The 22808-nt window shown below is 43.9% G+C and carries 21 protein-coding genes, 1 tRNA gene and 1 pseudogene; 2 read left to right on the plus strand and 21 right to left on the minus strand.

From position 1 onward, the window contains the following. Nucleotides 1-136: 136 nt before the first annotated feature. The 17 genes and pseudogenes from lysS to B5G33_RS18115 form a co-directional block, all read right to left on the minus strand. Nucleotides 137-1615: pseudogene (gene lysS / locus B5G33_RS18035) on the minus strand (lysine--tRNA ligase); the annotation flags it as partial. 26 nt (nt 1616-1641) lie between these two features. Beyond that, the gene (greA, locus tag B5G33_RS18040; RefSeq protein ID WP_087273497.1) at nt 1642-2124 is read right to left on the minus strand and encodes a transcription elongation factor GreA; all 483 of its coding nucleotides are present in this window, start codon (nt 2122-2124) and stop codon (nt 1642-1644) included. A gap of 121 nt (nt 2125-2245) precedes the next feature. After that, the gene (dusB, locus tag B5G33_RS18045) at nt 2246-3202 is read right to left on the minus strand and encodes a tRNA dihydrouridine synthase DusB (RefSeq protein ID WP_087418635.1); all 957 of its coding nucleotides are present in this window, start codon (nt 3200-3202) and stop codon (nt 2246-2248) included. Beyond that, a complete protein-coding gene (locus tag B5G33_RS18050; RefSeq protein WP_087273501.1) occupies nt 3192-3983 on the minus strand; it encodes a type III pantothenate kinase in 792 nt (263 codons plus the stop codon). Before B5G33_RS18050 ends, dusB begins: the two co-directional genes overlap by 11 nt. 3 nt (nt 3984-3986) lie before the next feature. Next, the gene (locus B5G33_RS18055) at nt 3987-4322 is read right to left on the minus strand and encodes a DUF6145 family protein (RefSeq protein WP_087273552.1); all 336 of its coding nucleotides are present in this window, start codon (nt 4320-4322) and stop codon (nt 3987-3989) included. Between the two features lie 19 nt (nt 4323-4341). Then, a complete protein-coding gene (locus tag B5G33_RS18060; RefSeq protein WP_087273503.1) occupies nt 4342-5190 on the minus strand; it encodes a biotin--[acetyl-CoA-carboxylase] ligase in 849 nt (282 codons plus the stop codon). Beyond that, nucleotides 5190-6185, minus strand: coding sequence for an ornithine carbamoyltransferase (gene argF / locus B5G33_RS18065; protein ID WP_087418636.1), 996 nt, complete (start codon nt 6183-6185; stop codon nt 5190-5192). The genes B5G33_RS18060 and argF overlap by 1 nt, the downstream gene beginning before the upstream one ends. A gap of 279 nt (nt 6186-6464) precedes the next feature. Next, a complete protein-coding gene (locus B5G33_RS18070; RefSeq protein WP_087273508.1) occupies nt 6465-7400 on the minus strand; it encodes an SPFH domain-containing protein in 936 nt (311 codons plus the stop codon). 1 nt (nt 7401) lies between these two features. Continuing rightward, complete coding sequence (locus B5G33_RS18075) at nt 7402-7848, minus strand: NfeD family protein (protein ID WP_242971364.1); 447 nt, start codon at nt 7846-7848, stop codon at nt 7402-7404. A gap of 312 nt (nt 7849-8160) precedes the next feature. Beyond that, entirely contained in the window at nt 8161-9024 is an 864-nt protein-coding gene (locus B5G33_RS18080; protein ID WP_087418637.1) for a cell wall hydrolase, read from the minus strand. A 234-nt stretch (nt 9025-9258) separates the two neighbouring features. Next, complete coding sequence (locus B5G33_RS18085; RefSeq protein WP_087418638.1) at nt 9259-10068, minus strand: TrmH family RNA methyltransferase; 810 nt, start codon at nt 10066-10068, stop codon at nt 9259-9261. Nucleotides 10069-10168: 100 nt separating this feature from the next. Then, entirely contained in the window at nt 10169-11170 is a 1002-nt protein-coding gene (gene pfkA, locus B5G33_RS18090) for a 6-phosphofructokinase (RefSeq protein ID WP_087273514.1), read from the minus strand. A gap of 62 nt (nt 11171-11232) precedes the next feature. Then, nucleotides 11233-14715 carry a DNA polymerase III subunit alpha gene (locus B5G33_RS18095; protein WP_087418639.1) on the minus strand — a complete coding sequence of 1161 codons (3483 nt, stop codon included), beginning with the start codon at nt 14713-14715 and terminating at the stop codon, nt 11233-11235. 30 nt (nt 14716-14745) lie between these two features. Then, nucleotides 14746-15339: a class I SAM-dependent DNA methyltransferase gene (locus tag B5G33_RS18100; RefSeq protein WP_087273518.1), complete on the minus strand. Its 594-nt coding sequence runs from the start codon at nt 15337-15339 to the stop codon at nt 14746-14748. 72 nt (nt 15340-15411) lie between these two features. Further along, nucleotides 15412-16251 (minus strand): CvfB family protein, encoded by an 840-nt coding sequence (locus B5G33_RS18105; RefSeq protein WP_087418640.1) that lies wholly within the window; start codon nt 16249-16251, stop codon nt 15412-15414. An 11-nt stretch (nt 16252-16262) separates the two neighbouring features. Further along, nucleotides 16263-16970: an acyl-[acyl-carrier-protein] thioesterase gene (locus B5G33_RS18110; protein ID WP_087418641.1), complete on the minus strand. Its 708-nt coding sequence runs from the start codon at nt 16968-16970 to the stop codon at nt 16263-16265. 66 nt (nt 16971-17036) lie between these two features. Further along, nucleotides 17037-17108, minus strand: a tRNA-Gln gene (locus B5G33_RS18115). A gap of 577 nt (nt 17109-17685) precedes the next feature. Here B5G33_RS18115 and B5G33_RS18125 point away from each other — a divergent pair. Together B5G33_RS18125 and B5G33_RS18130 are read left to right on the plus strand one after the other, a co-directional pair. After that, complete coding sequence (locus tag B5G33_RS18125) at nt 17686-18234, plus strand: M15 family metallopeptidase (RefSeq protein WP_087418642.1); 549 nt, start codon at nt 17686-17688, stop codon at nt 18232-18234. Nucleotides 18235-18325: 91 nt separating this feature from the next. After that, on the plus strand, nt 18326-19789 hold the full coding sequence (locus B5G33_RS18130) for a nicotinate phosphoribosyltransferase (RefSeq protein WP_087273528.1): 1464 nt from the start codon (nt 18326-18328) through the stop codon (nt 19787-19789). Nucleotides 19790-19866: 77 nt separating this feature from the next. Here the strand turns inward: B5G33_RS18130 and spoVT are convergent, their stop codons facing one another. From spoVT to B5G33_RS18150, 4 genes are all read right to left on the minus strand, one after another. Beyond that, nucleotides 19867-20409 (minus strand): stage V sporulation protein T, encoded by a 543-nt coding sequence (gene spoVT, locus B5G33_RS18135; RefSeq protein ID WP_087273530.1) that lies wholly within the window; start codon nt 20407-20409, stop codon nt 19867-19869. 242 nt (nt 20410-20651) lie between these two features. Then, the gene (locus B5G33_RS18140) at nt 20652-21149 is read right to left on the minus strand and encodes a winged helix-turn-helix domain-containing protein (RefSeq protein ID WP_087273532.1); all 498 of its coding nucleotides are present in this window, start codon (nt 21147-21149) and stop codon (nt 20652-20654) included. A gap of 43 nt (nt 21150-21192) precedes the next feature. Continuing rightward, nucleotides 21193-21588, minus strand: a complete 396-nt coding sequence (locus tag B5G33_RS18145; protein ID WP_140403164.1) for a hypothetical protein — start codon at nt 21586-21588, stop codon at nt 21193-21195. 168 nt (nt 21589-21756) lie between these two features. Next, complete coding sequence (locus B5G33_RS18150) at nt 21757-22608, minus strand: HAD family hydrolase (RefSeq protein WP_242974762.1); 852 nt, start codon at nt 22606-22608, stop codon at nt 21757-21759. Between the last annotated feature and the right edge of the window lie 200 nt (nt 22609-22808).

Raw genomic sequence — 22808 nt, forward strand, 5'->3', positions numbered from 1 at the left:
TAACTTGAACTGACTCGATTTTAATTTAAAATCGTTTATTTTAACCCTTTAAGACAGGTTATTTTGTCGTACTCTTGTCGTACCATACAATTTAAAAGTCCGCAAACCCGCATAAATACTGGATTTATTTGTCCAACGACTTCATTGTCGGGAACAGCAGAACATCACGGATGGCTGCGCTGTTTGTCAACAGCATACACATTCTGTCGATACCGAATCCGATACCGCCAGTAGGAGGCATACCGATCTCCAGTGCGTGAAGGAAGTCTTCGTCTGTAGTATTAGCCTCTTCATCGCCCTGAGCCAGCAGCTCTTCCTGAGCTTTGAATCTTTCTCTCTGGTCGATAGGATCGTTCAGCTCTGAGTAGGCATTTGCCATTTCCCAGCCGTTCATAAAGAACTCGAAACGCTCTACATACTCCGGATTCTCCGGTTTCTTTTTTGTAAGAGGAGAGATTTCAATGGGATGATCCATAACAAAAGTAGGCTGGATCAGATGCTCCTCAGCAAATTCTTCGAAGAACAGAGAAAGAATATCACCTTTCTTATGGCGTTCTTCAAACTCTACATGGTGTTCTTTTGCTACAGCTCTGGCTTCTTTCAGGGTATGGATCTCGTTAAAGTCTACACCTGCATATTTCTTAACTGCGTCTACCATGGTAATGCGCTCAAAAGGTTTACCCAGATCCATCTCAATGCCGTTATAAACAATCTTTGTAGTTCCCAGAACTTCCTGGGCCACATGACGGTACAGATTCTCTGTAAGGTCCATCATGCCGTGATAGTCGGTATATGCCTGATAAAGCTCCATAAGAGTGAACTCTGGATTATGTCTGGTGTCCAGACCTTCGTTACGGAACACTCTTCCGATTTCGTAAACCTTTTCCAGTCCGCCTACGATCAGTCTCTTTAAATACAGTTCCAGAGAAATACGCAGCTTAAAGTCCTCGTCAAGAGCATTGAAATGAGTCTCAAAAGGACGGGCGGCAGCCCCACCTGCGTTGGCAACCAGCATAGGTGTCTCTACTTCCATGAAGCCCTGTCCGTTTAAGTAGTTCCGGATGCTTGCCAGAATCTTAGAACGTTTGATAAAAGTATCCTTTACATCTTCGTTCATGATCAGATCCACGTATCTCTGACGGTAACGCAGATCTGTATTTGTCAGACCATGGAACTTCTCAGGAAGAGGATTCAGGCTCTTGGAGAGCAGTGTCACTTCAGTAGCATGAATAGAAATCTCCCCTGTTTTGGTCTTAAACACTTCGCCTTTGATTCCTATGATATCGCCGATATCCAGTTTCTTGAAATCTTTATATGATTCCTCTCCAATATTGTCTCTTGCCACATAGGCCTGCATAGAGCCCTGGAGATCCTGGATGCTGCAGAAAGAGGCTTTTCCCATAACACGTTTGGACATCATACGCCCTGCCAGGGTAACCTCTTTTCCTTCGAACTCGTCGAAAGCATTTTTAATTTCCATGCTGTGGTTTGTCACATCATATTTTGTGATCTGGAAAGGATTCTTTCCGTTTGCCTGTAAATCGGCTAATTTTTCACGGCGGACCTGCAATAAATGGTTTAAGTCCTGCTCCTGGGCTTTCTTCTGTTCTGCCACTTCGTACACTCTCCTTCTATATAGAATTATATATTTCTTTCAATTTCCAGAACTTTGTATTCCATAACTCCTGAAGGCATCTCTACGGAAACGGTATCCCCCTTCTTCGCTCCGATCAGAGCCTTTCCAACAGGAGATTCATTGGAGATCTTACCTTCCAGACTGTTTGCTTCTGTAGAACCTACAATCCTGAATTCCATCTCCTCATCAAATTCTACATCGTATACTTTGATCTTACATCCAACGCTGACCTTGTCCAGATCAACCTCGTCTTCTACTACTACCTCTGCGTTTTTCAGGATTTTCTCAATTTCTTCAATCCTGGCTTCTATGTCTCTCTGCTCATCTTTTGCAGCATCGTATTCTGCATTCTCAGATAAATCTCCCTGCTCTCTGGCCTCTTTGATCTTATCTGCTACTTCTTTTCTTTTGTTTACCTTCAGATCATGAAGTTCATCTTCCAGTTTTGTCAATCCCGCATAGGTAAGCAATGTTTTCTTTTCTTCCATTTTTTGTACACCCTTTCTTATATTCTGATATATGGACTTTTGCCCCTATAAACGCTTCTTAACAGTCATAATATTATAAATAATACCCTGATATATGTCAAGTAATAATGTTCGATTTTTACTACATTGTCTGTATCAGCTCTTCCAGTTCTTCCCAGCTCTCCACCTCGTTGACCTTTCTCCGCACAGCCGCTGAATGGGGCATTCCGGAAGTATACCAGGCAATATGTTTGCGCATTTCCCGGATTCCTGTATAGGCCCCTTTGTATTCCAGCTGGAGTCTTCCGTGGCGAAGCATCATTTCTTTGATTTCTTCTTTGTCCGGCGGCGGCAGAAGCTCACCTGTCTCCTGATAATGAAGTATCCTGGAAAAAAGCCAGGGATTTCCCTGGACGCCCCGTCCTATCATAATGCCGTCGCAGCCTGTTTCCCTTACTATGGCCTCTGCTTTTTCAGGGGAATCTATGTCTCCATTTCCAATGACCGGAATAGAAACTGCCTCTTTTACCTGCCGGATAATATCCCAGTCTGCCTGTCCGGAATAATACTGTTCCCTGGTCCTTCCGTGGACGGCTATGGCTGCAGCTCCTGCATCCTCTGCGATTTTTGCAATTTCCACTGCATTTACACTGTCTTCCGTAAATCCCTTTCGGATTTTCACTGTTAAAGGCTTCTCAATGGCCCTTGAAACCTTATATATGATTTCATGAACCAGGGCAGGATTTTTCATCAGTGCAGAGCCTTCTCCGTTATTTACCACCTTTGGGACCGGACATCCCATATTTATATCCAGAATATCAAAATTTCTCTCTTCTATCTGTCTGGCAATCTCTGCCATAAGGTCCGGCTCTGAACCAAAAAGCTGGAGAGACACCGGTCTCTCCCTCTCATCGATCTGCATAAGGCTTTCTGTATTTTTATTTTTATAATATATGGCCTTGGCGCTTACCATTTCTGTACAGATCAGCCCTGCTCCCTGCTCTTTGCACAGGAGGCGGAAGGGGAGGTCCGTTACACCTGCCATAGGCGCCAGCACCAGATTGTTTTCCAGTGTTACGTTTCCGATTTTAAGCTTCATTCCTGCTCTCTGCCTCTTTGTTTTTTTCGTATATGATCCGAAGGCCCTCTAAAGTCAGCCGCTGGTCATAGATATCGATGGCCTCAGTCTCCCTGGCCAGTACCTTTCCCAGTCCTCCGGTAGCCACTACCTTGAGATTTTCCAGACCGGATTCTTCCTTCACTTTCTTTACAATATACTCTACCTGTCCGATATAGCCGTACACCAGCCCGGCCTGCATACTGGTTATGGTATCTTTTGCCAGTATGGATTCCGGCTTTTCTATGGCAAATTTCGGAAGTTTAGCCGCCTGCTGCCACAGGGCTTTAGCACTGATCTCCAGCCCTGGAGATGTAATCTCCGCTACAAATTCTCCTTCTTCATTTACCAGGTCGTAGGTAGTAGCTGTACCAAAATCAGCAATCAGCACCGGCCCTCCATAAATCTCATAGGCAGCTGCCGCATCCACGATCCGGTCCGCTCCCAGAGATCTGGGATTTGCTGTCTTAATGACAATTCCCGTAAAACTATCTGCCTTTACAAGATAAGGCTTTATATGGAAGTATTTTATGATGCTGCTGGTAAGAGAATGCATAACATCAGGCACAACTGAGCTGATAATGGCAGCGTCCACCCCTTCCTTATTGATTCCCCGGTATTCCAGCATATTACAGATAAAAATCCCGTATTCATCAGAGGTCCGGCTGTAGCCTGTAGTCATCCGAAAAGTTCCCTTTAATTCTTTCTCCTCAAAAACTCCCAGTGTTATATGCGTATTTCCAACATCTATAACCAGCAGCATGTCCTATTCCTCCAGCCCTTCCCCCAGGAAGAACACCCGGTAATATAATTCCAGAGACTCCAGAAGCTCTCTTTTGGTCTTTCGAAGTTCTTTGATCCTCAGCACACTGCCGATATCGTCAAACATAGCGTCAGCTTCCAGGGCTTCCACCTGAAACTGAAGATTTCCCTCTTCATCAAACTCCAGAGTAAGGATTCCGCCGATTTCCTCTGTGTACATAACGCACATGATCTGCAGCTCATCCTTTATCTGCTGAGGCAGGGCAGAAAAATCTTCATTAAAATAATATTTCTGTTCATAGGCGCTGGCGCCGCATAAAACTACTTTATCTTTATACATTTTCACATTCCTTTTCTCTTTATACATAGCTGTACAGTCCCCGGACGGAAACCTCACCTGACAGGATTTCTCTCAGATTTCCATGACTGTCTTCCACCAAAAGCTCGCCCCTGTCATTGATTCCCCTGGCAGTTCCCTGCCATTGGCTGTTTTTCTCCAGGATTCGTACCTGCTGGTCTTTGTTCAGAAGAAGGCTTTCATAGTCTTCTTTCATTAGGGAAAGGTCTTTGGTTCTGAGAAATTTTTTATAATTTTCTTCAAAGCACTCCATAATCCTGGCGATTCCTTCAATTCTGTCTGCTTCTTCTCCTATTTCCAGAGCCAGGGAAGTAGCCTTGTCCCCAAGCTCTGGGGGGAATTTTTTCTGATTTACATTAATCCCCACTCCGATCACGATATACTCTGGATTCTGGCCCTTTAGCTTCATTTCTGTGAGAATACCGCAGATTTTTTTTCCGGAATACACCAGGTCATTGGGCCACTTGATACCTGCCCTTTTTCCTGTAAGCTGCTCCACACCCTGGGCCACAGACAATCCCATGACCAAAGTGAGCTGGGAAGCAGATAACGGCTGAATCTCAGGTTTCCACAGAAGAAGGCTCATATAAATATTCTCTCCCGGAGGAGAGGTCCATACTCTCCCCTGGCGGCCTTTTCCGGCAGTCTGTTTTTCCGCCACAAAAAGGGCGCCGTCTGGATTTTTGATTCCTTTTTCCATCCAGATACGGCTCCCTGCATAGTCTTTTGCCCAATTATTGGTGGAATCTATCTCTTCTTTCCACAGAACCTGCCGGGCAATCTTTTCAGTTCTGAGACATTCCTGAAACCGCCCGGCAGGGAAATACTGTTGGTTATTATCTTTGCACATTAAATTTCTGCTCCCAGAGTAGCGGCCATCACAGCTTTAATGGTATGCATCCGGTTTTCCGCCTCGTCAAAGACTACAGACTGAGGAGATTCGAAGACTTCATCTGTAACTTCCATCTCTGTAATGCCGTATTTTTCCCCCATTTCCTTTCCAATTTCTGTATCCAGGTCATGGAAAGAGGGCAGACAGTGAAGAAAAATTGCCTGGCTTCCTGCATTTTCCATTACTTCTTTTGTTACTTTGTAAGGAGACAGCTCCCGGATTCTTTCTTCCCATACTTCGTCAGGTTCACCCATGGATACCCATACATCTGTGCAGATCACATCGGCTCCCTTTGTGCCTTCCTTTACGTCTTCTGTAAGGGTGATCGTTCCTCCTGACTCTTTTGCATAGCCTTGGCACTGCTCTACCAGTTCCTGGTTTGGGAAATATTTCTTCGGAGCACAGGCTACGAAATGCATGCCCATCTTGGCACAGAGGATCATCAGAGAATTTCCCATATTATATCTGGCATCTCCCATGTATACCAGTTTCAGGCCTTCTACTTTTCCCAGGTGTTCTTTGATTGTCAGAAGATCCGCCAGCATCTGCGTGGGGTGATACTCGTTAGTCAGCCCATTCCAAACCGGAACTCCCGCATACCGGGCCAGTTCTTCTACGATTTCCTGGCCAAAGCCTCTGTATTCGATACCATCATAAATCCTTCCCAGAACTCTGGCTGTATCTTTAATGCTCTCCTTTTTTCCAATCTGAGAGCTCTTAGGGTCCAGGAAAGTGCTTCCCATTCCCAGGTCGCTGGCTGCAACTTCAAAAGAGCAGCGGGTTCTTGTACTGTTCTTTTCAAAGATCAAAGCAATGTTTTTTCCTCTGAGAACATCTACCGCTTCTCCTTTTTTCTTCTTCTCTTTCAGCTTTGCTGACAGGTCAATGAGATACTCGATTTCTTCTTTTGTAAAATCTTTCAGTGTGAGAAAATTACGTCCTTTTAAGTCCATATTGCTTTTCCTCCTGTTTTGGTTTTTATATATTCAGACTGATACAGCTATGCCCTTATCCGCTAATTTCCTTCCATAATAACATGCTTTCCTTGTACAGGGCAATAGTTCAAGTCATTTTTCCCTGATAAATCGTAAAAGTTTAATCCGATGAAACAGCAAAAAGGACCCCTGCATGTCTGCAGCGGCCCCCTTGCCATCTGTTTCACTTTATTCCCGCGAGCAACGAGCCAAGCGGGCATGCTCGCATGTCCATTTGGCGACTGCCGCGAGGGTCTTTTATTTATTTTCACTGTCTTTGATAACTTCTGTCAAAGAAGAAGCAAGTCCGGCAATTCCCTGTATTTCAGAAGGAATAATGATCTTTGTGGATCTGCCGTCTGCTGCTTTCTGAAATGCCTCCAGGCTCTTCAGAGTCAGCACCGCCTGGTCTGCTCCGGCTTCTTTGATAAAACGGATACCGTCTGCATTGGCCTGCTGCACTTTCAAAATCGCTTCTGCCTTACCTTCTGCCTCCCGGATCATCTTCTCTTTCTCAGCCTCAGCACGAAGGATGGTTGCCTGTTTTTCAGCCTCTGCGTCAAGGATTTCCGATTCTTTCTTTCCTTCTGCCACAAGAATGGTGGATTTTTTCTCACCTTCTGCACGGAGAATAGCTTCACGGCGTTCACGTTCCGCCTTCATCTGTTTCTCCATGGCTTCCTGGATAGCTGCCGGCGGAATAATATTCTTCAGTTCCACACGATTTACCTTAATGCCCCAGGGATCTGTGGCCACATCCAGAGAAGCCCTCATCTTGGTATTAATAATCTCTCTTGATGTAAGAGTAGCGTCCAGCTCCATATCACCGATAATATTACGAAGAGTTGTAGCTGTCAGATTTTCAATAGCCATAATGGGATTTTCCACGCCATAGGTAAAGAGCCTTGGGTCTGTAATCTGGAAAAACACAACTGTATCGATACGCATGGTAACATTATCTTTTGTGATCACCGGCTGAGGAGCAAAGTCCACAACCTGCTCTTTTAAATTTACCTTCCGCGCAACCCGGTCAATAAAAGGAATCTTAATATGCAGTCCCGTTCCCCAGGTTGCCAGATACATTCCCAGCCTCTCAATAATTAATGCATGTGCCTGAGGCACGATCTTGATGCAGGAAGCTGCCAGGATCAACAGCAAAACTACTAACACAATTACTACAATTAAACCAGCCATACTACTTTTCCACCTCCACAATCAGTTTGACGCCTTCCACCGCCAGAACTTTCACTACTTTTCCTTCTTCAATAGTATCTCCATTTTCTGACTTTGCAGTCCAGACCATGCCGTCCACCATCACCTGTCCTTCTGCCTTCAGATTATCTATGGTCTCTACCACCACCCCTGTCTTTCCCGGTATACTATCTACATTGGTTTTCTGCTGGTTCTTGTTCATATACCTTACAGCCAGAGGTCTGGTAAATACCAGCAGCACCACTGAAACCGCAAGAAACAGCAGAATCTGGAGCCAGACAGGACCGCCCAGAAGTGAAACCACAAGGGCTGCTAAAGCTCCTCCCGCAAACCAGATGGTGGTAAGTCCCAGTGTAATAATCTCAATGACCACCAGAACTGCCAGGATAATAAGCCAGATAATAGGGATCATTCCCGCTGTTACTGCCATTTTCCCACCTTCTCCTTATTTTATTCCTCAAAGCAGCTTCTCCCAATGTGAAAAAGGGAATCTTCTCTGTAAAGCAGAGCCCTGACTTTGATAGGTGACTTTATTATATCTTAATTTTCTGAAATCAACAAGATTTTCTTGAATTATTTAACAAATCTGGCACACATTTTACAGAATTGAAACATATTAAAAGATGTGTGGAATTTTGTCTGTGAAGGTATAGTGCAGAATAAATTTCCAAAAGCAAAAAGAGCATCCAGAAACTTCTCTCTTTCCCGGACGCTCTTTTCGGTTAATTCTTTTTCTTATTTCTTAATAAAATGTCTGATTTGCAATTGTCAGTCCGCTTCCTCCCCCTGCATGGAAGAAGAGGCAGTCTCCTACAGTGTTTGCCCCTGCAAATACGTCTCTTGCTGCATCATAGCAGTCCTGTCTGGCACCTCTGCTCAATACGGAAGCAAGCTTTCCGCTGGCTACCGGGGAGAACTGGCCGCTCTGGTAAATAACCTCGGAGATGGTATTGGGGAACTGGGAGCTTCTCACCCGGTTCATTACCACGGCTCCAACACCGATTTTGCCTTCGTAAGGCTCTCCTCCTGCCTCGCACTCAATGATGGCTGCCATCAGGTCCAGGTCTGCCTGGGATACAGAAGCAGATACCTGGGCTGCCGCCTGAGCTTCTGCTTCAGCCTGGGCCTGAGCCGCCGCCTGGGCTTCTGCTGCTGCCTGAGCCTCTGCTGCTGCCAGAGCAGCTTCATCTACTGCCTCTGCACCTACAATATCAGCTTCTGCACCGTAGGAAGCTTCGAAAAGCTGCCTTGCAGCATCTCCGGTAACCAGAAGGTCTCCCCTGATATATCCTTCTACTTCTCCGGATACTACCTGCAACCAGCCATTCTCTTCTCCTACTACAGTTACCACAGCTCCTGCAGAAAGCTTACCTACCCGGTCTGTTCCGATGTCAGATCCCTGACGGATATTGGCATATGTATTTACATTTGCCGCCGCCTTATCTGACCAGTCAAAGGACTCCTCCTGTACGGCTTCCTGCACCTGTGCTGTATCTATATTCTGATTCTCCCCTGTCGTGTCCGCCATAGCCGGAACCGCCATTGTGACAGTCATCACTCCAACTGTTCCCACACAGGCCAAAAGTTTCTTCATTCTCTCTTTCATGAAATATAACCTCCTATAAGTCTGTAACATTTTTGTTATCATTTGTTACAAATTTATTAAGCTATGTTACGGACATATTCTATCAAGGTTACATTTTATTGTCAAGCGGGTAATTTTTGTAACATTTCACAGAATTTAGGAGGTAAAAATCCTAAAAAAGGTAATTTTGTAAAAAATATGTATTATTTTGTTAATTTAAACAATTTTCCCGGACTGTTTTTCTTGTAAAGACACTCAAGAATTTCTTCTCTGCCGGGAAGCCTCATACATCAGGATTCCGGAAGCCATAGCTGCATTGAGAGACTCTACTTGCCCCTCCATGGGAATCCGGATCCAGATATCTGCCTTTTGTGAAAGCTCTCTGCTTAATCCATTTCCTTCATTTCCAATAAAAAAAGCCGTGCCCTTTGTGTAATCCTCCTGGTCATAACTGTTTTTTCCTTCCAAATGTGCCGCGTATCCGGTGATTTTCTTTTCCCTTAGCCAGGGAAGAATCTCTTCCTGAATGGAGGAAGTGTAATAGAAAGGCATACGGTAAACAGAACCCATTGTAGAACGGATTACTTTTGGATTGTAAATATCCACAGAATTTTTCGACAGGATAATCCCTGTTACCCCTGCTCCCTCCCCAGTTCTGAGAATCGTTCCCAGATTTCCCGGGTCCTGAAGGTCTTCCAATATCATAAGAAGAGGGACTTTTCCCTCTGGCACCAGCTCCTCCAGGGTACAGTCTCTCATCTTTATCAGACACAGCACTCCCTGAGGCGTTACCGTATCGGAAAGTGTCTTAAAGACTTTATCTTCCACAACTTCTATGATTTCTCTCTCTTCTTTCTCCAATCCTTTCTCTCGAAGTATCTCCTTCCAGGTTCCTTTTTCGGCAAAAGCACCAGAAAGATATACCTTTTCAATCCTGTCTGCCGGGGCTTCCCGGAACATCTTAAGTCCCTCTGCAATAAAAAGCCCTTCTTCTCTTCTTACTTTTGATTTTTTCAATAATTGCTGTATTTTCTTTATCTGCCCATTTGACGTACTTGTGATCATATACCTGCCTCCAGTATTAAATTTCAGATATCCTGGTATAAAGAAAAGGCGCACTGCATTGATTTGCCGCACGCCTTTTTCTCTTCTGATAATGCTTTCTTTATGCCTGATTCTTTGTGTAATTGTGAGACAAAGAATAGCTGACTTCGTACTGATATTCGGAAATAGATTTCTTCATAGACAGCGCTTCGTTGATGTCCATATCCACATACTCACCGTTTCTGTAGCAGATTACTCTCTTCGTCTTTCCTTCCAGAAGTACGTCCACTGCTTTGGCTCCCATAATAGAAGCATAAACACGGTCTTTACAGGTAGGTGTTCCGCCTCTCTGCATGTGTCCCAGGATTGTTGCTCTGGTCTCGATTCCTGTGGCAGCCTCAATACGTTTTGCCATAGCTTCAGAATGGCCGATACCCTCTGCATTAATGATAATGTGATGCTTTTTACCTTTCTTACGGTTATCAATAATGTTATTAATGATCCGCTGCTCATCATAGTCATATTTTTCAGGAAGAAGAATATCTTCCGCACCATTGGCAATACCGCACCACAGAGCAAGATAGCCGGCATCCCTTCCCATAACTTCAATGATACTTACACGCTCATGAGAAGTAGAAGTATCACGAACTTTATCGATTGCTTCCATAGCTGTATTGACAGCTGTGTCAAAACCAATGGTATATTCTGTACATGCAATATCCAAATCAATAGTTCCAGGTACGCCTACAGCATTTACACCCAGATTTGCCAGCTTCTGAGCACCGGCAAAGGAACCGTCACCACCGATAACTACCAGACCGTCGATACCGTGTTTCTTACAGATTTCGGCAGCTCTTTTCTGTCCTTCTTCTGTACGCATTTCTGCACAACGGGCAGTATAAAGAATCGTACCGCCCTTCTGTATGGTATCTGAAACATCCACAGCAGTCATATCTATAATTTCTTCATTCAATAGGCCTGAATAGCCTTTTAAGATTCCTTTCATCCTGATTCCGCGGCTTAAGCCTCTTCTTACAACCGCACGGATTGCCGCATTCATTCCCGGAGCATCTCCACCACTTGTTAAAACGCCAATTGTTTTGATTTCTTTATTCGCAGTCATCTTTCTCCTCCATATTCTCGCAGCCCTTTGTTTTGATTTTCATACATCGAATCGTTCTTATTTTATAGCATTTTCTGGATATTTTCAATACTCTTTTCTACAACTTTTACATTATCCTTTCCGTACTTTTCGTACAGATTGTCGAGAAGTTCCTGATTTATCCTTACATTTTTTGATGGTCCCAGCTTTTTTACTGCCTTGGGAGAGCGGATATAGATTACCACCGCATCCTTGCCGTCTGAGTCTCTGATATCCTGATAGAGCTGCTCTTCTTGTGCCAGAAAGGCCTCTTTGTTCTCAAACTGGAACCAAAGTTCTCTTGGAACACTGTCAAAAGGATAGATATTTTCACAGATCAGCTTGCTGGCTTTGTCATCCTCAGCGGAAACCCGTCCCTGGATAAATACCTTGGCGTCTACATCCATAAACCGGACATTTTTTTCATAATCTCTGGGAAATACTACGATTTCTACAGTTCCCACCAGATCTTCCAGGGTAAGAAAAGCCATGATTTTATTGGTTTTCGTATATTTGATGGTTTTGGCTGTGATCATTCCGCCTACTACGGCTCTGGAACCGTCTCTTACCTTAGGCGCTCCCGTCTCTTCGTCCGGCTGAAAATCCCCGGTTACCGCAGTTATATTTTTCTTCCATCTCTCTGTATATTCTTCCAGAGGATGACCGCTTATATACACGCCAAGGACTTCTTTTTCAAAGGCCAGTTTAGCCTCTTTGGGATATTCCTCTACGTCCGGCATACGGATTTCAAAGGCCTCTTTTTCTTCATCAGAAACCAGGTCAAAAAGGCTCATCTGCCCTGCCATTACATTCTTTTTCTCCTGATTTACAGAATCCAGGATCTGGGCATAGACCATCATTTTCTGCCGCCGGTTTCCCGGAAGACCGTCAAAAGCTCCGGCTTTGATAAAGTTCTCAATGACCTTTTTATTTACATCTTTTCCAGACATCCGTTCAATAAAATCCTGAAGATTTTTAAAGTCTCCCCTCTGGCTTCTCTCCTCTACGATTTCCTTGATCACCGGCCTGCCGATGCTTTTAATAGCCGACAATCCATAGCGGATAGAGCCATTATCCACAGAAAACTGGCTTTCACCTTTATTAATGTCCGGAGGAAGAATAGCTATTCCCATCTTTCTGCTGGAAAGGATATACTCCGCCACTTTAGAAGGATTATCAATAACAGAAGTCATAAGAGCGGCCATAAATTCTACCGGGTAATAATATTTGAGATATGCGGTCTGATAGGCCACCAGGGCATAGGCCGCTGCATGGGATTTGTTAAAAGCATACTTGGCGAAATCAATCATCTCGTCATAAATCTTATTGGCCACTTCTTCTGAAATCCCTCTGTTAATACAGCCTGGAACTCCTTCTTCCTCATTGCCGTAAACAAAGTTCTGCCGCTCTTTCTCCATGACAGCAGCTTTCTTCTTGCTCATGGCCCTGCGGACCAGATCGCTTCGTCCCAGAGTATAGCCTCCCAGAGACCTTACAATCTGCATAACCTGCTCCTGGTACACAATACAGCCATAAGTCGGCTTTAAGATAGGCTCCAGTTCCGGACAGTCATAATGGATACTGTCTGCATGGTTCTTTCCTTTGATATATTGAGGAATAAAGTCCATGGGGCCTGGGCGGTACAGCGAAATTCCCGCAATAACGTCCTCCAGATTCTGGGGTTTCAGCTCCTTCATGAAGCTGGTCATCCCTGCACTTTCCAGCTGAAACACTCCATCTGTCTTTCCAGCTCCCAGCATCTCATATACATTCTTATCATCATAATCAATATGATCGATATCCAGGGAAAGTCCCTTATCTCTCTCAGCCAGTTTTACTGCATTCTGGATGACTGTCAGGGTTCTGAGGCCCAGGAAATCCATTTTCAGAAGTCCCAGTTCCTCCAGTGTAGTCATCGTAAACTGGGTAACGATAGAGCCGTCAGAGGCTCTGGACAAAGGTACATATTCATCCACTGCTTTCTGGCTGATGACCACTCCCGCTGCATGCATAGAGGTATGTCTTGGAAGGCCTTCCAGCCTTTTACTCATATCGATAAGCTTCTTCACTGTTTCGTCAGTTTCATAGAGATTCCGAAATTCCGGATTCATGGTCAGAGCTTTGTCTATGGTAATATTCAGCTCATTGGGGATCATCTTGGCGATGGCATCACACTGGGCATAGGGCAGGTCCATAACCCTTCCCACGTCCCGGATAACGCCTCTGGCCGCCATGGTACCAAAGGTAACAATCTGGACCACCCGGTCTTTTCCGTATTTTCTCACTACATAATCAATAACTTCCTGGCGGCGTTCAAAGCAGAAATCCACGTCAATATCCGGCATGGATACGCGCTCCGGATTCAGGAAACGTTCAAAGAGAAGATCATATTTAATCGGATCCAGCTTTGTGATCCCCAGGGTATAGGATACCAGGCTGCCGGCGGCAGAACCCCTTCCAGGTCCCACCATAATATCATGGTCTCTGGCATATTTGATAAAGTCCCATACAATAAGGAAATAATCTACATAGCCCATCTTTTTAATGACGCCCAGCTCATATTCCAGACGTTCTTTCAGCTGCTCCATATTTTCAGAATACCGTTCTTCCAGACCTTCATAACAAAGCTTGTTCAAATATTCCCAGGAAGTATACGGGGCCGGCACATCGAATTTCGGCAGTTTGGTCACACCGAATTCAATTTCCACATTGCATCGGTCTGCAATCTTCTGAGTATTGGACAGGGCCTCCAGAGCGTAGGGAAACAGTTCTTCCATCTCCTCAGGAGATTTCACATAATACTGCCCACCCTCATATCGCATTCTGTCCTCATCCTGAAGGCGCTTGCCCGTCTGAACACACAGAAGAATATCATGGGCCTGCGCATCCTCTGCATAGGTATAATGGATATCATTGGTGGCTACCAGCTCAATTCCCGTCTCCTGGCTCATTCTCAAAAGCTGCTGGTTGACTAGTTTCTGCTGAGGCAGCCCATGGTCCTGGAGCTCCAGAAAGAAGTTTCCTTTTCCAAAGATTTCCTCATAGCGAAGGGCAGCGCTTTTGGCCTCTTCATACATGCTTCTTGCAAGATTTCTTGCAACTTCTCCTGCAAGGCAAGCACTTAGCGCAATAATTCCTTCATGATATTCCTGGAGAAGTTCAAGGTCTACCCTTGGTTTGTAATAAAATCCGTCAATAAATCCCTTGGACACAATCTTCATCAGATTCTGATATCCAAGATTATTTTCTGCCAGCAGGACCAGATGATAGTATCGTTCATCAGAATGCCCCGCTTCTTTATCAAAACGGGAACCGGGAGCGACATATACCTCACAGCCCATGATCGGCTTGATGCCTGCTGCTTTTGCCGCCTTATAAAAATCAATGCAGCCAAACATGACTCCATGGTCTGTTATGGCTGCACTGTCCATTCCCAGTTCCTTTACTCTGGCTACATATTCATTTATTTTATTGGAACCGTCCAGCAGACTGTATTCCGTATGTACATGTAAATGAGCAAATTCCACTGTCTTTCTCTCCTTCGTTTCGCAGCTGTCCTATTCTTCTTCTCTCCGCTTTCTCAGCAGAACATTAAACCATTTATTATTTCTGTCTTCCCTTACATCACTGGTCTTCCATATATCAATAACCTGGATTTCAGGAAAAGAATCTAAAAGATCATTCAGCGAATCTCTGTTATAGTCGTAGAAATACCTGCCGTTGAATCTGCCCTTCCGGTCTCCTTTCCGCACAGAAAAGTAAAGAATGCCGTCCTCTTTTAAAGCTGACAGTATCTTGCCCATCACATCTTTTATCTCTTCCGGGGGAAAATGTCCCAATACAGCACAGGCCCAGATTCCATGAAAAACATTCCTGAATTCCATCTCCTCTACCCTAAGATGAAGAACTTCTCTTCCTGTATGGATGCTGGCCAGGTTGCACATTTTTTCAGACCCATCCATAGGGGTCACCACACAGCCCTCATCTTCCAGATACACAGTATCTCTGCCGGAACCGCATCCTAGATCAAGAACATCTGCACTTTCCGGCAGAAGCTCCACAAAACGTTCCAGCTGTTCTTCCATGCTTAAATCTACAGTTTCTTCATAATATGGCACGGCATATCGGTCATAATAATCTATCGAGTCCACTGATTTTCCTCCTTTTGGACATAAACATAAGTTATCATTGATTATACCATAATCTTTTTTTCTGGAAAAGCATTACAGTATATAAATTTTCCCGTTTTTCAGCTCTATTTTTTTCTCTTTCAGAAGGTGTCCCACTGCCCGTTTAAAAGCATTTTTGCTCAGGCCGAATTCCCTCTGTATCAGTTCCGGCGCAGCCTTGTCATCAAAAGGCAGTACACCGTCAAAGTCTTTAATAGTCTCAAAAACATTCTCCGCATCCTCATAAATCTGAAGATATGCTTTTTTCTTTGGACTTAAAGTCAGTTTGCCGTCTTCTCTCACTGCGCTTACACGGCAGGTTACTTCTTCCCCGACTTTGTAACCTCCCTGGGCCTCCTGTCTGGGTATCATGGCAGAATACTTATAGTCCACCGCCACAAAAACTCCAAAGTTATCACTAATCTCATACACCACCCCTGTAACGGTATCTTCTTTGTCATAGGGCGCTTCTGTGGAGAGATAATGGTATACTTTCATAGTTCCGCACAGCCTGCTGCTCTTGTCAATATATACTGCTGCCAGAACTTCTTCTCCTTCATGGAGCTTCTTTGTCTGCTCTTTATATGGAAGAAACAGATCTTTTTCCAGACCCCAGTCCAGAAAGGCGCCGATTCTTGTCACCTGAGCGACCTTCATTACTGCCAGCTCTCCCAGAACAGCCTTAGGCCTGTCTGTAGTTGCAATCAGACGGTCAGAAGAATCCTTGTAAATAAAAACCTGGAATCTGTCCCCTTCTTTGGTTCCCTCCGGCACTTTTTTTCCCGGAAGGAGCACCCGCTCCTCCTGACCTGCATCAGGCTTTTCTCCCAGGTAAACGCCGAAATCCACTTTTTTTACCACTGTTAATTCCTGTACTTTTCCTAATTCGATCATACTGTCTCCTTTTATTTCCGCAGTTCCACCACTGCATAGACTTCCTTTTCAGGGCTTTCCAGCACCACTGTATAGACGTCTTCCTCTTCCTTTACCTTTGGCAGGATCACGTCATTTAAAACTGCCTGTTTCTTATATTCTGCCCGCATTTGTCCCACTGTAAAATCTTCCGGAAGATATTCCTGGGCCATAAGTACATACTGTCCATTGTTCACATGATGATTGGTATCCAGATGATGGGACCTTACCTGAAAAGAAGGATATTCCTTCATACCTTCTGGAATGGCGATCTTCCTGGAGGAATAATCCATGTCCAGCTTTTCCCCCAGTGCATAGGCCTGCAGCTGTTTTTCATCTGGGTTCACCGGTTTTCCGGCAACAGCATCCAGAAATGTCCATAGACTGTTGGCATAGGCAATCAGCTCTCCATTTTCGTCCTCCATGGTAAAATTCCGGTTTCCCAGAAATCTTTTAAAAGCATATGGCCAGGTAGAAATTCTGATTTTTTCAAACAAAAGAGGGTATCTTTTTACAACGATCTGCCAGGATGTCAATACCCAGACCTGGCCTTTTTTTGCCAGATAGTCCATTCCCACACCTACACTCTCCGAATGGAAAGTACAGCAGTCCTGAAAATAGTTCAATATTCCATTTAATGTCAGCCTTCGGTCTTCTCCAGTTTCACTGTACCGGACCCTGCTGTCAAAAGAAAATCCCATAGCACATCCTTCTCCCAAATCTTTATATACGAAAATATCCCAGACACTTGTCTGGGATATTCGTAGCTGGGCTACAAGGATTCGAACCTTGAAATGACGGAGTCAGAGTCCGTTGCCTTACCATTTGGCGATAGCCCAATATTTTCAATGTTGTCTCACAACAATAGCTATTATATATCATCTCTTTTTAAAATGCAAGCACTTTTTTAAATTTTTTTCTAGCATTTTTTCTAGTATCTTTTTTATAGGGATTTTTCTGCTTTTAAGGATACTTTATATAGCTTGTTCTTGCTTCTCCGCCATGATACAATAAATAGGCTACCGCCCCTAGACAGGTAGAGGAAGGGCGTGCGCACCAATGAGTGAATTTCTGTCATTTTTTCTTTCCGTTTTGGCAAGTGTTGTTGCCTACTTCATTTGCAAATGGTTGGACGGAGAGCAGTAACAGGTAGCCAGCCTAAGGTATAAGCCGCCTTCCCAAAATGGAATAGAAACTCCCCAAAGCTGCAACTTCGGGGAGTTTCATGCGCTCAATGAGCATTTCTGTCATTTTGCCTACAGGCATTATATCATATGCCAGGGGCTGTTTCAAGTATTCCACTGTTTTATCTTTTCTAGTCTAACTCACGTCTATCCGGTATTTTTTTAATTTTGTCAGCATAGAATATATCCCGGTAAAATTATTCTCATATAGTTTCAAAAAAGGCGGTGTACTATGTCCTATTATCCTGTTCTTGTAAATAAAGTCTATCTCCTGCCTCCTGACTACATACCTGATGACCTGGAAGAGGCCGGTATTCCCTTCTGTGCCCCTCCTGGTTCCGAAAAGCGTCTTCTGAGAAAAAAAGCCTCTGAAGCCGCAGTCCGGCTCTTTACCCAGGCAGCTCTGGACAAAATGGGCCTCATGGGGATTTCCGGCTATCGTTCCTACCGGCGGCAGGAAGAATTATATAGAGATGCTCTGAGAAGGAAAAGCTCTGCAGTGGCTCCTCCCGGCGCCAGTGAACATCAGACCGGTTTTGCCCTGGACCTTTCCTGTCCCCAGGTAAATTTTGAACTGGAAGAAGCTTTCGCAGAAACCCCGGAAGGTCGATGGCTGGAAAAGCACGCCCCTCTTTACGGCTTTGTAATCCGCTACCCAAAAAACAAAGAAAACATCACTGGTTTTCCATGGGAACCATGGCATATCCGCTATGTAGGAGAGCCTCTGGCTCTGTATCTTTCCATGACCGGCATGACCTTGGAAGAATATCACAAATTATAGAAGAAAACTTTCTTTTTTTAAGTGAAAGTGCTATAATGGCAGAAAATACGTGCGGCAAGGCGCATAGAAGAAATATAAAGGAGCAGCATTTATGAGAGCCTTGAATTTAACCCTATTAACAGATTTATATGAATTGACCATGATGCAGGGATATTTTAAAAATCCCACAGATCAGATTGTGGTCTTTGACGCTTTTTACAGAAAAAATCCCTGTGACGGAGGATATGCCATCGCTGCGGGGCTGGATCAGATTATTGAATATATCCGGGATCTGCACTTTGCTCCTGACGATATTGACTATCTCCGGTCCCTGAATATTTTTGATACGGATTTTCTGGAATATTTAAGAGGATTCCATTTTACAGGAGACATTTACGCTATACCGGAAGGAACTGTAGTATTCCCCAGAGAACCTCTCCTGAAGGTGATCGCTCCAGTCATGGAGGCTCAGCTTGTAGAGACTGCTATCCTGAACATGCTGAATCACCAGAGCCTTATTGCTACCAAGGCATCCCGTGTGGTTTATGCAGCCAGGGGTGACGGAGTTATGGAATTCGGACTTCGCCGGGCTCAGGGGCCTGACGCAGGCATCTACGGTGCAAGGGCGGCAATGATCGGAGGCTGTATCGGAACATCCAATGTCCTCACAGGTCAGATGTTCGATGTTCCCGTAAAAGGTACTCACGCTCACAGCTGGATCATGAGCTTCCCCGATGAATATACAGCATTCAAAACCTATTCTCAGCTTTATCCTGATTCCTGTATCCTTCTGGTAGATACCTATGACGTATTGAACTCCGGTGTTCCAAACGCTATCCGGGTATTCCAGGAAATGCGGGAAGAAGGCACTCTCGCAAAAGGTTATGGAATCCGCATTGACAGCGGTGATCTGGCCTATCTCTCTAAAAAAGCTTATAATATGCTGGCTGCTGCAGGCTTTGAAGACGCCATTATCTCAGCTTCCAGCGACTTGGACGAGTATCTCATCGACAGTCTGAAAGCCCAGGGAGCAAAAATCAATTCCTGGGGCGTAGGTACTAATCTTATTACATCCAATGGCAATCCCGCCTTTGGAGGAGTATATAAGCTGGCCGCCATCAAGAATAAAAACGATGAGGAATTCACCCCTAAGATCAAGCTTTCAGAAAATATTGAGAAAGTTACCAATCCGGGAAATAAAACTGTCCAGCGTATCTATGACAAGACCACTGGAAAAATCCGGGCAGACCTTATCTGTCTGGCAGATGAAACCTTCGACACCAGCAAAGATATGATCATCTTTGATCCTATGGCAACCTGGAAAAAGACCAAAATCTACGGAGGCACTTACACTTTAAAAGAGCTTCTGGTTCCTGTCTTCCTTAAAGGACGGTGTGTATATACTTCTCCTTCCGTAATGGAAATCCGGGAAATCTGCCAGAAAGAAATGAATACTCTGTGGGACGAGACCAGACGCCTGGTAAATCCTCAGGAAGTCTATGTAGACCTTTCCGACAAACTGTTCAAGATCAAGACCGATCTCCTGGAACAGATGGGACAGGCATCTATAAAGTAGCTTCTGGGCTCTTGCCCCCACGTGCACACAGAACAGCCCCTGTCGGCGCTTCACAAAGCAGCCGACAGGGGCCTTCTTTATTGTTCCATCTGCCTCCCCAGAAACCCTGCTGCCACCTGGGCCAGCTTTTCCTCAGTTTCGGAAAATTTTCTGTCTCCCGGTTTTCCAAGGATTACTACAGCTCCCACCGCATCTCCTGCACAGGTAATGGTGTAGATTACCTGAGAGCCGTATTCGCTTTTATCTTCTTCTAGTATCCGCACATAATTTCCTTCTGTGATGCGCACGTTTTTTCTGTCGGAAATCATATCCTCCAGATCCCGGTTAATCCTTTTCTCCATATATTCTTTTGAGCCGCTTCCTGAAGTGCCGATAACCTGGTCTCTGTCTGTAATACACACCAGGCACCCGGCAGCCTGGGCCAGAGCCTCGGCATATTCCCTGGAAAAAGTCCCCAGCTCTCCGATAGGCGAATACTTTTTCAGAATGATCTCCCCTTCTCTGTCCGTAAAAATCTCAAGGGGGTCGCTTTCTCTTATCCTCAGTGTTCTTCTGATTTCTTTGGGAATCACTACCCTTCCCAGGTCATCTATCCTCCGCACAATCCCCGTTGCTTTCATATTTTCCCACTCCTCCTGTATTTTCAGTGTTTTCTATGTCGGCCAATGTAGAGTTAGTATATGGAAAAACAGGAGAATTATTCATTAAACAATCAAAAGAATCTCCCGTAAACCTTAGCTTTGTAGTTTATCTATAATATTTCAAATATATTAACGATTCACCAATTAAAATTCAATACATCAACTAATTCACCAACTAAGATTTAATACATCAACTAATTCACCAATTAAAACGCCTTGCTTCAGTTTTTTAGTTGATAGATAAAATGTCTGCCCTGTCGTACCTTTTTCACTAAACCAGCCTCCATCAATCTTCCAAGTGCTACGGACGCCCCTGCTGTTGTCGTAATCTTAGTAATATTAAGTATTTGATAAGTTGTTATAAAGCCGTTAGCTCTTATATAATTATAAATAATTCTATCCGTTTCATTTTTTAGAACAGGTTCTTTATATGATAAATCAAATATCTCCATTTGTTCATTCTGAATTTTGTACTCATGGTTCAAATGATAGCTTGTCCAACGGCCTCTCTTATTATTTACAAGCATATTTTTATCAACCAATTCAGAAAGGAGATGTCCTATTTCAATTCTATGAATATCTAATATAGACTGCAATCTAGTATTGGTCACCTCCTCTTCTAGATAAGCTGTCCCAAGAATAATTTGTTCTTCTTTCTTCAGATGTAGATAAGCTGTTCCAAACAATTTTTGTAAATATTCTGAACATTCTTCTGGCATTAGAGAAATCATCCATAGCCTTAATTCAACCTGATGTAATTCTTCATTTTGATTTAAATCCGGTTTCCGCCAATCGAAATGGTCTTTTCAATCCACTAACCAATTTAGGCATAACTTGCCGTATAAAATTATATAGATTGTTTTCCCACAGACCGTCATATGTAAGGCGATCACTCCACCTGCCGCCGGCTATAAGGTTACTCTCATCTATATAATCCATACGAATGTTATCAAAACGTTCCCTAACGGCGATTCCTTTTCCAAACATCAATAATCCGGCAGCAGTCAGCCATCCTTTTCCAGTAAGTCTATCAATTGCATATCCGCCCATATTTTTGAGAAATTCTTGATCTTCAATACTATTCCAAATATGCTCAGGATTTTGATGTTCAAATTCAATTCGGTAGGATCTCAATGAATTCATATCAATATCATTCATCGTATAACCTTCCAATATTCCTCCTACTAGGATATTCTTCGCTGTAAAGTTTTCAACAGATAAGTAAAATTATATCATATCTCTTTAATATTTTATGCATTGTCATTCCTATAATTAAAAAACAGAAGAACAGTGATTATCTCGCTGTGCTCCTGTCTTTTATCATTTCTATTTGTCTTCAATATGAAGGTTTTCCTGAAACTCTTTAATCTTTCCGTCCTGATAAGCCCCTGTATAATCACCTTCTGTAAAGTGCTTCAAAGCCTCAGAGAACTTCTCCCAGCTCTCTCTTTCCTGATAGGCAAGTATAGGATAAAAAAGAACTTCTGCTCTTCTCGCCGCTTCAAGATCAGCCGGCGCATCTCCGATCATCAGCACATGGTCCTTTTCATAGCCTTTGTCCAGAAGTTCCCGCAGACAGTCTTCCTTTCGCCCTGTTTCCTGGGACATAAGGAGATCTGTATACTGAGCCAATTCAAAGAACTCCCACTCTTTGTTTATTTCCTGACGATTAGCCGCTGTAACTATGACGATATCTGCATATTCTCTGGCCATCCTCAATGCATCCTCTGTACCGTCAAAAGGAGGTTTTTTGTTATCAGACACCATAGCCATGGACTGATTCACCAGTCTTGACCAGTCAAGAGCCTTCTTCATGCAGATATTCTCTGTTTTCTCATAAGCTTCTTTCAGGCTTTTATCTGAAAGTTCCTGTGCAGATTCTGCCCAGTGCAGATATTCTTCCAGACCTTCCACTGTTGTATAATTTTCATTAATACTTTTCAGTACCTGAGCCAGTCCCTGAAAACGGTTCACGCCTCTTGTGACACTTAAAAGATTTACCTTTCTCCAGAGGCGGATGATCTCATCTCTGTACTCTCCCAAATCCCATTCATACACCAGGCAGGGGCCGAAACAGCGCATGTGCTTCACATCCATGGTATCCATAACACAGCCGTCAGAATCAATACAGATCAAATAGTCTTTTGTTTTCCTGAATTCTTTAACATCCTCTTTCACTTTAAATCCCCCTGTTGCATCGTTCAATTTATTTTTTATTATAGTCTTCTGATGTATGAACTGCAACAGAGAATCCTTACATTCAGTTTTGAAAGGTAAAAATATATCTGCCTGCTTTAGGATGGAGAGTTTTCTAAAAAAACGGGTTATCTACATTCTCCGGCTTTTCCATTGGTTTTATCCACTTCCATTGGAAAGAC

This window comes from Blautia sp. An81 (assembly GCF_002161285.1).
Classification (GTDB): domain Bacteria; phylum Bacillota; class Clostridia; order Lachnospirales; family Lachnospiraceae; genus Blautia; species Blautia ornithocaccae.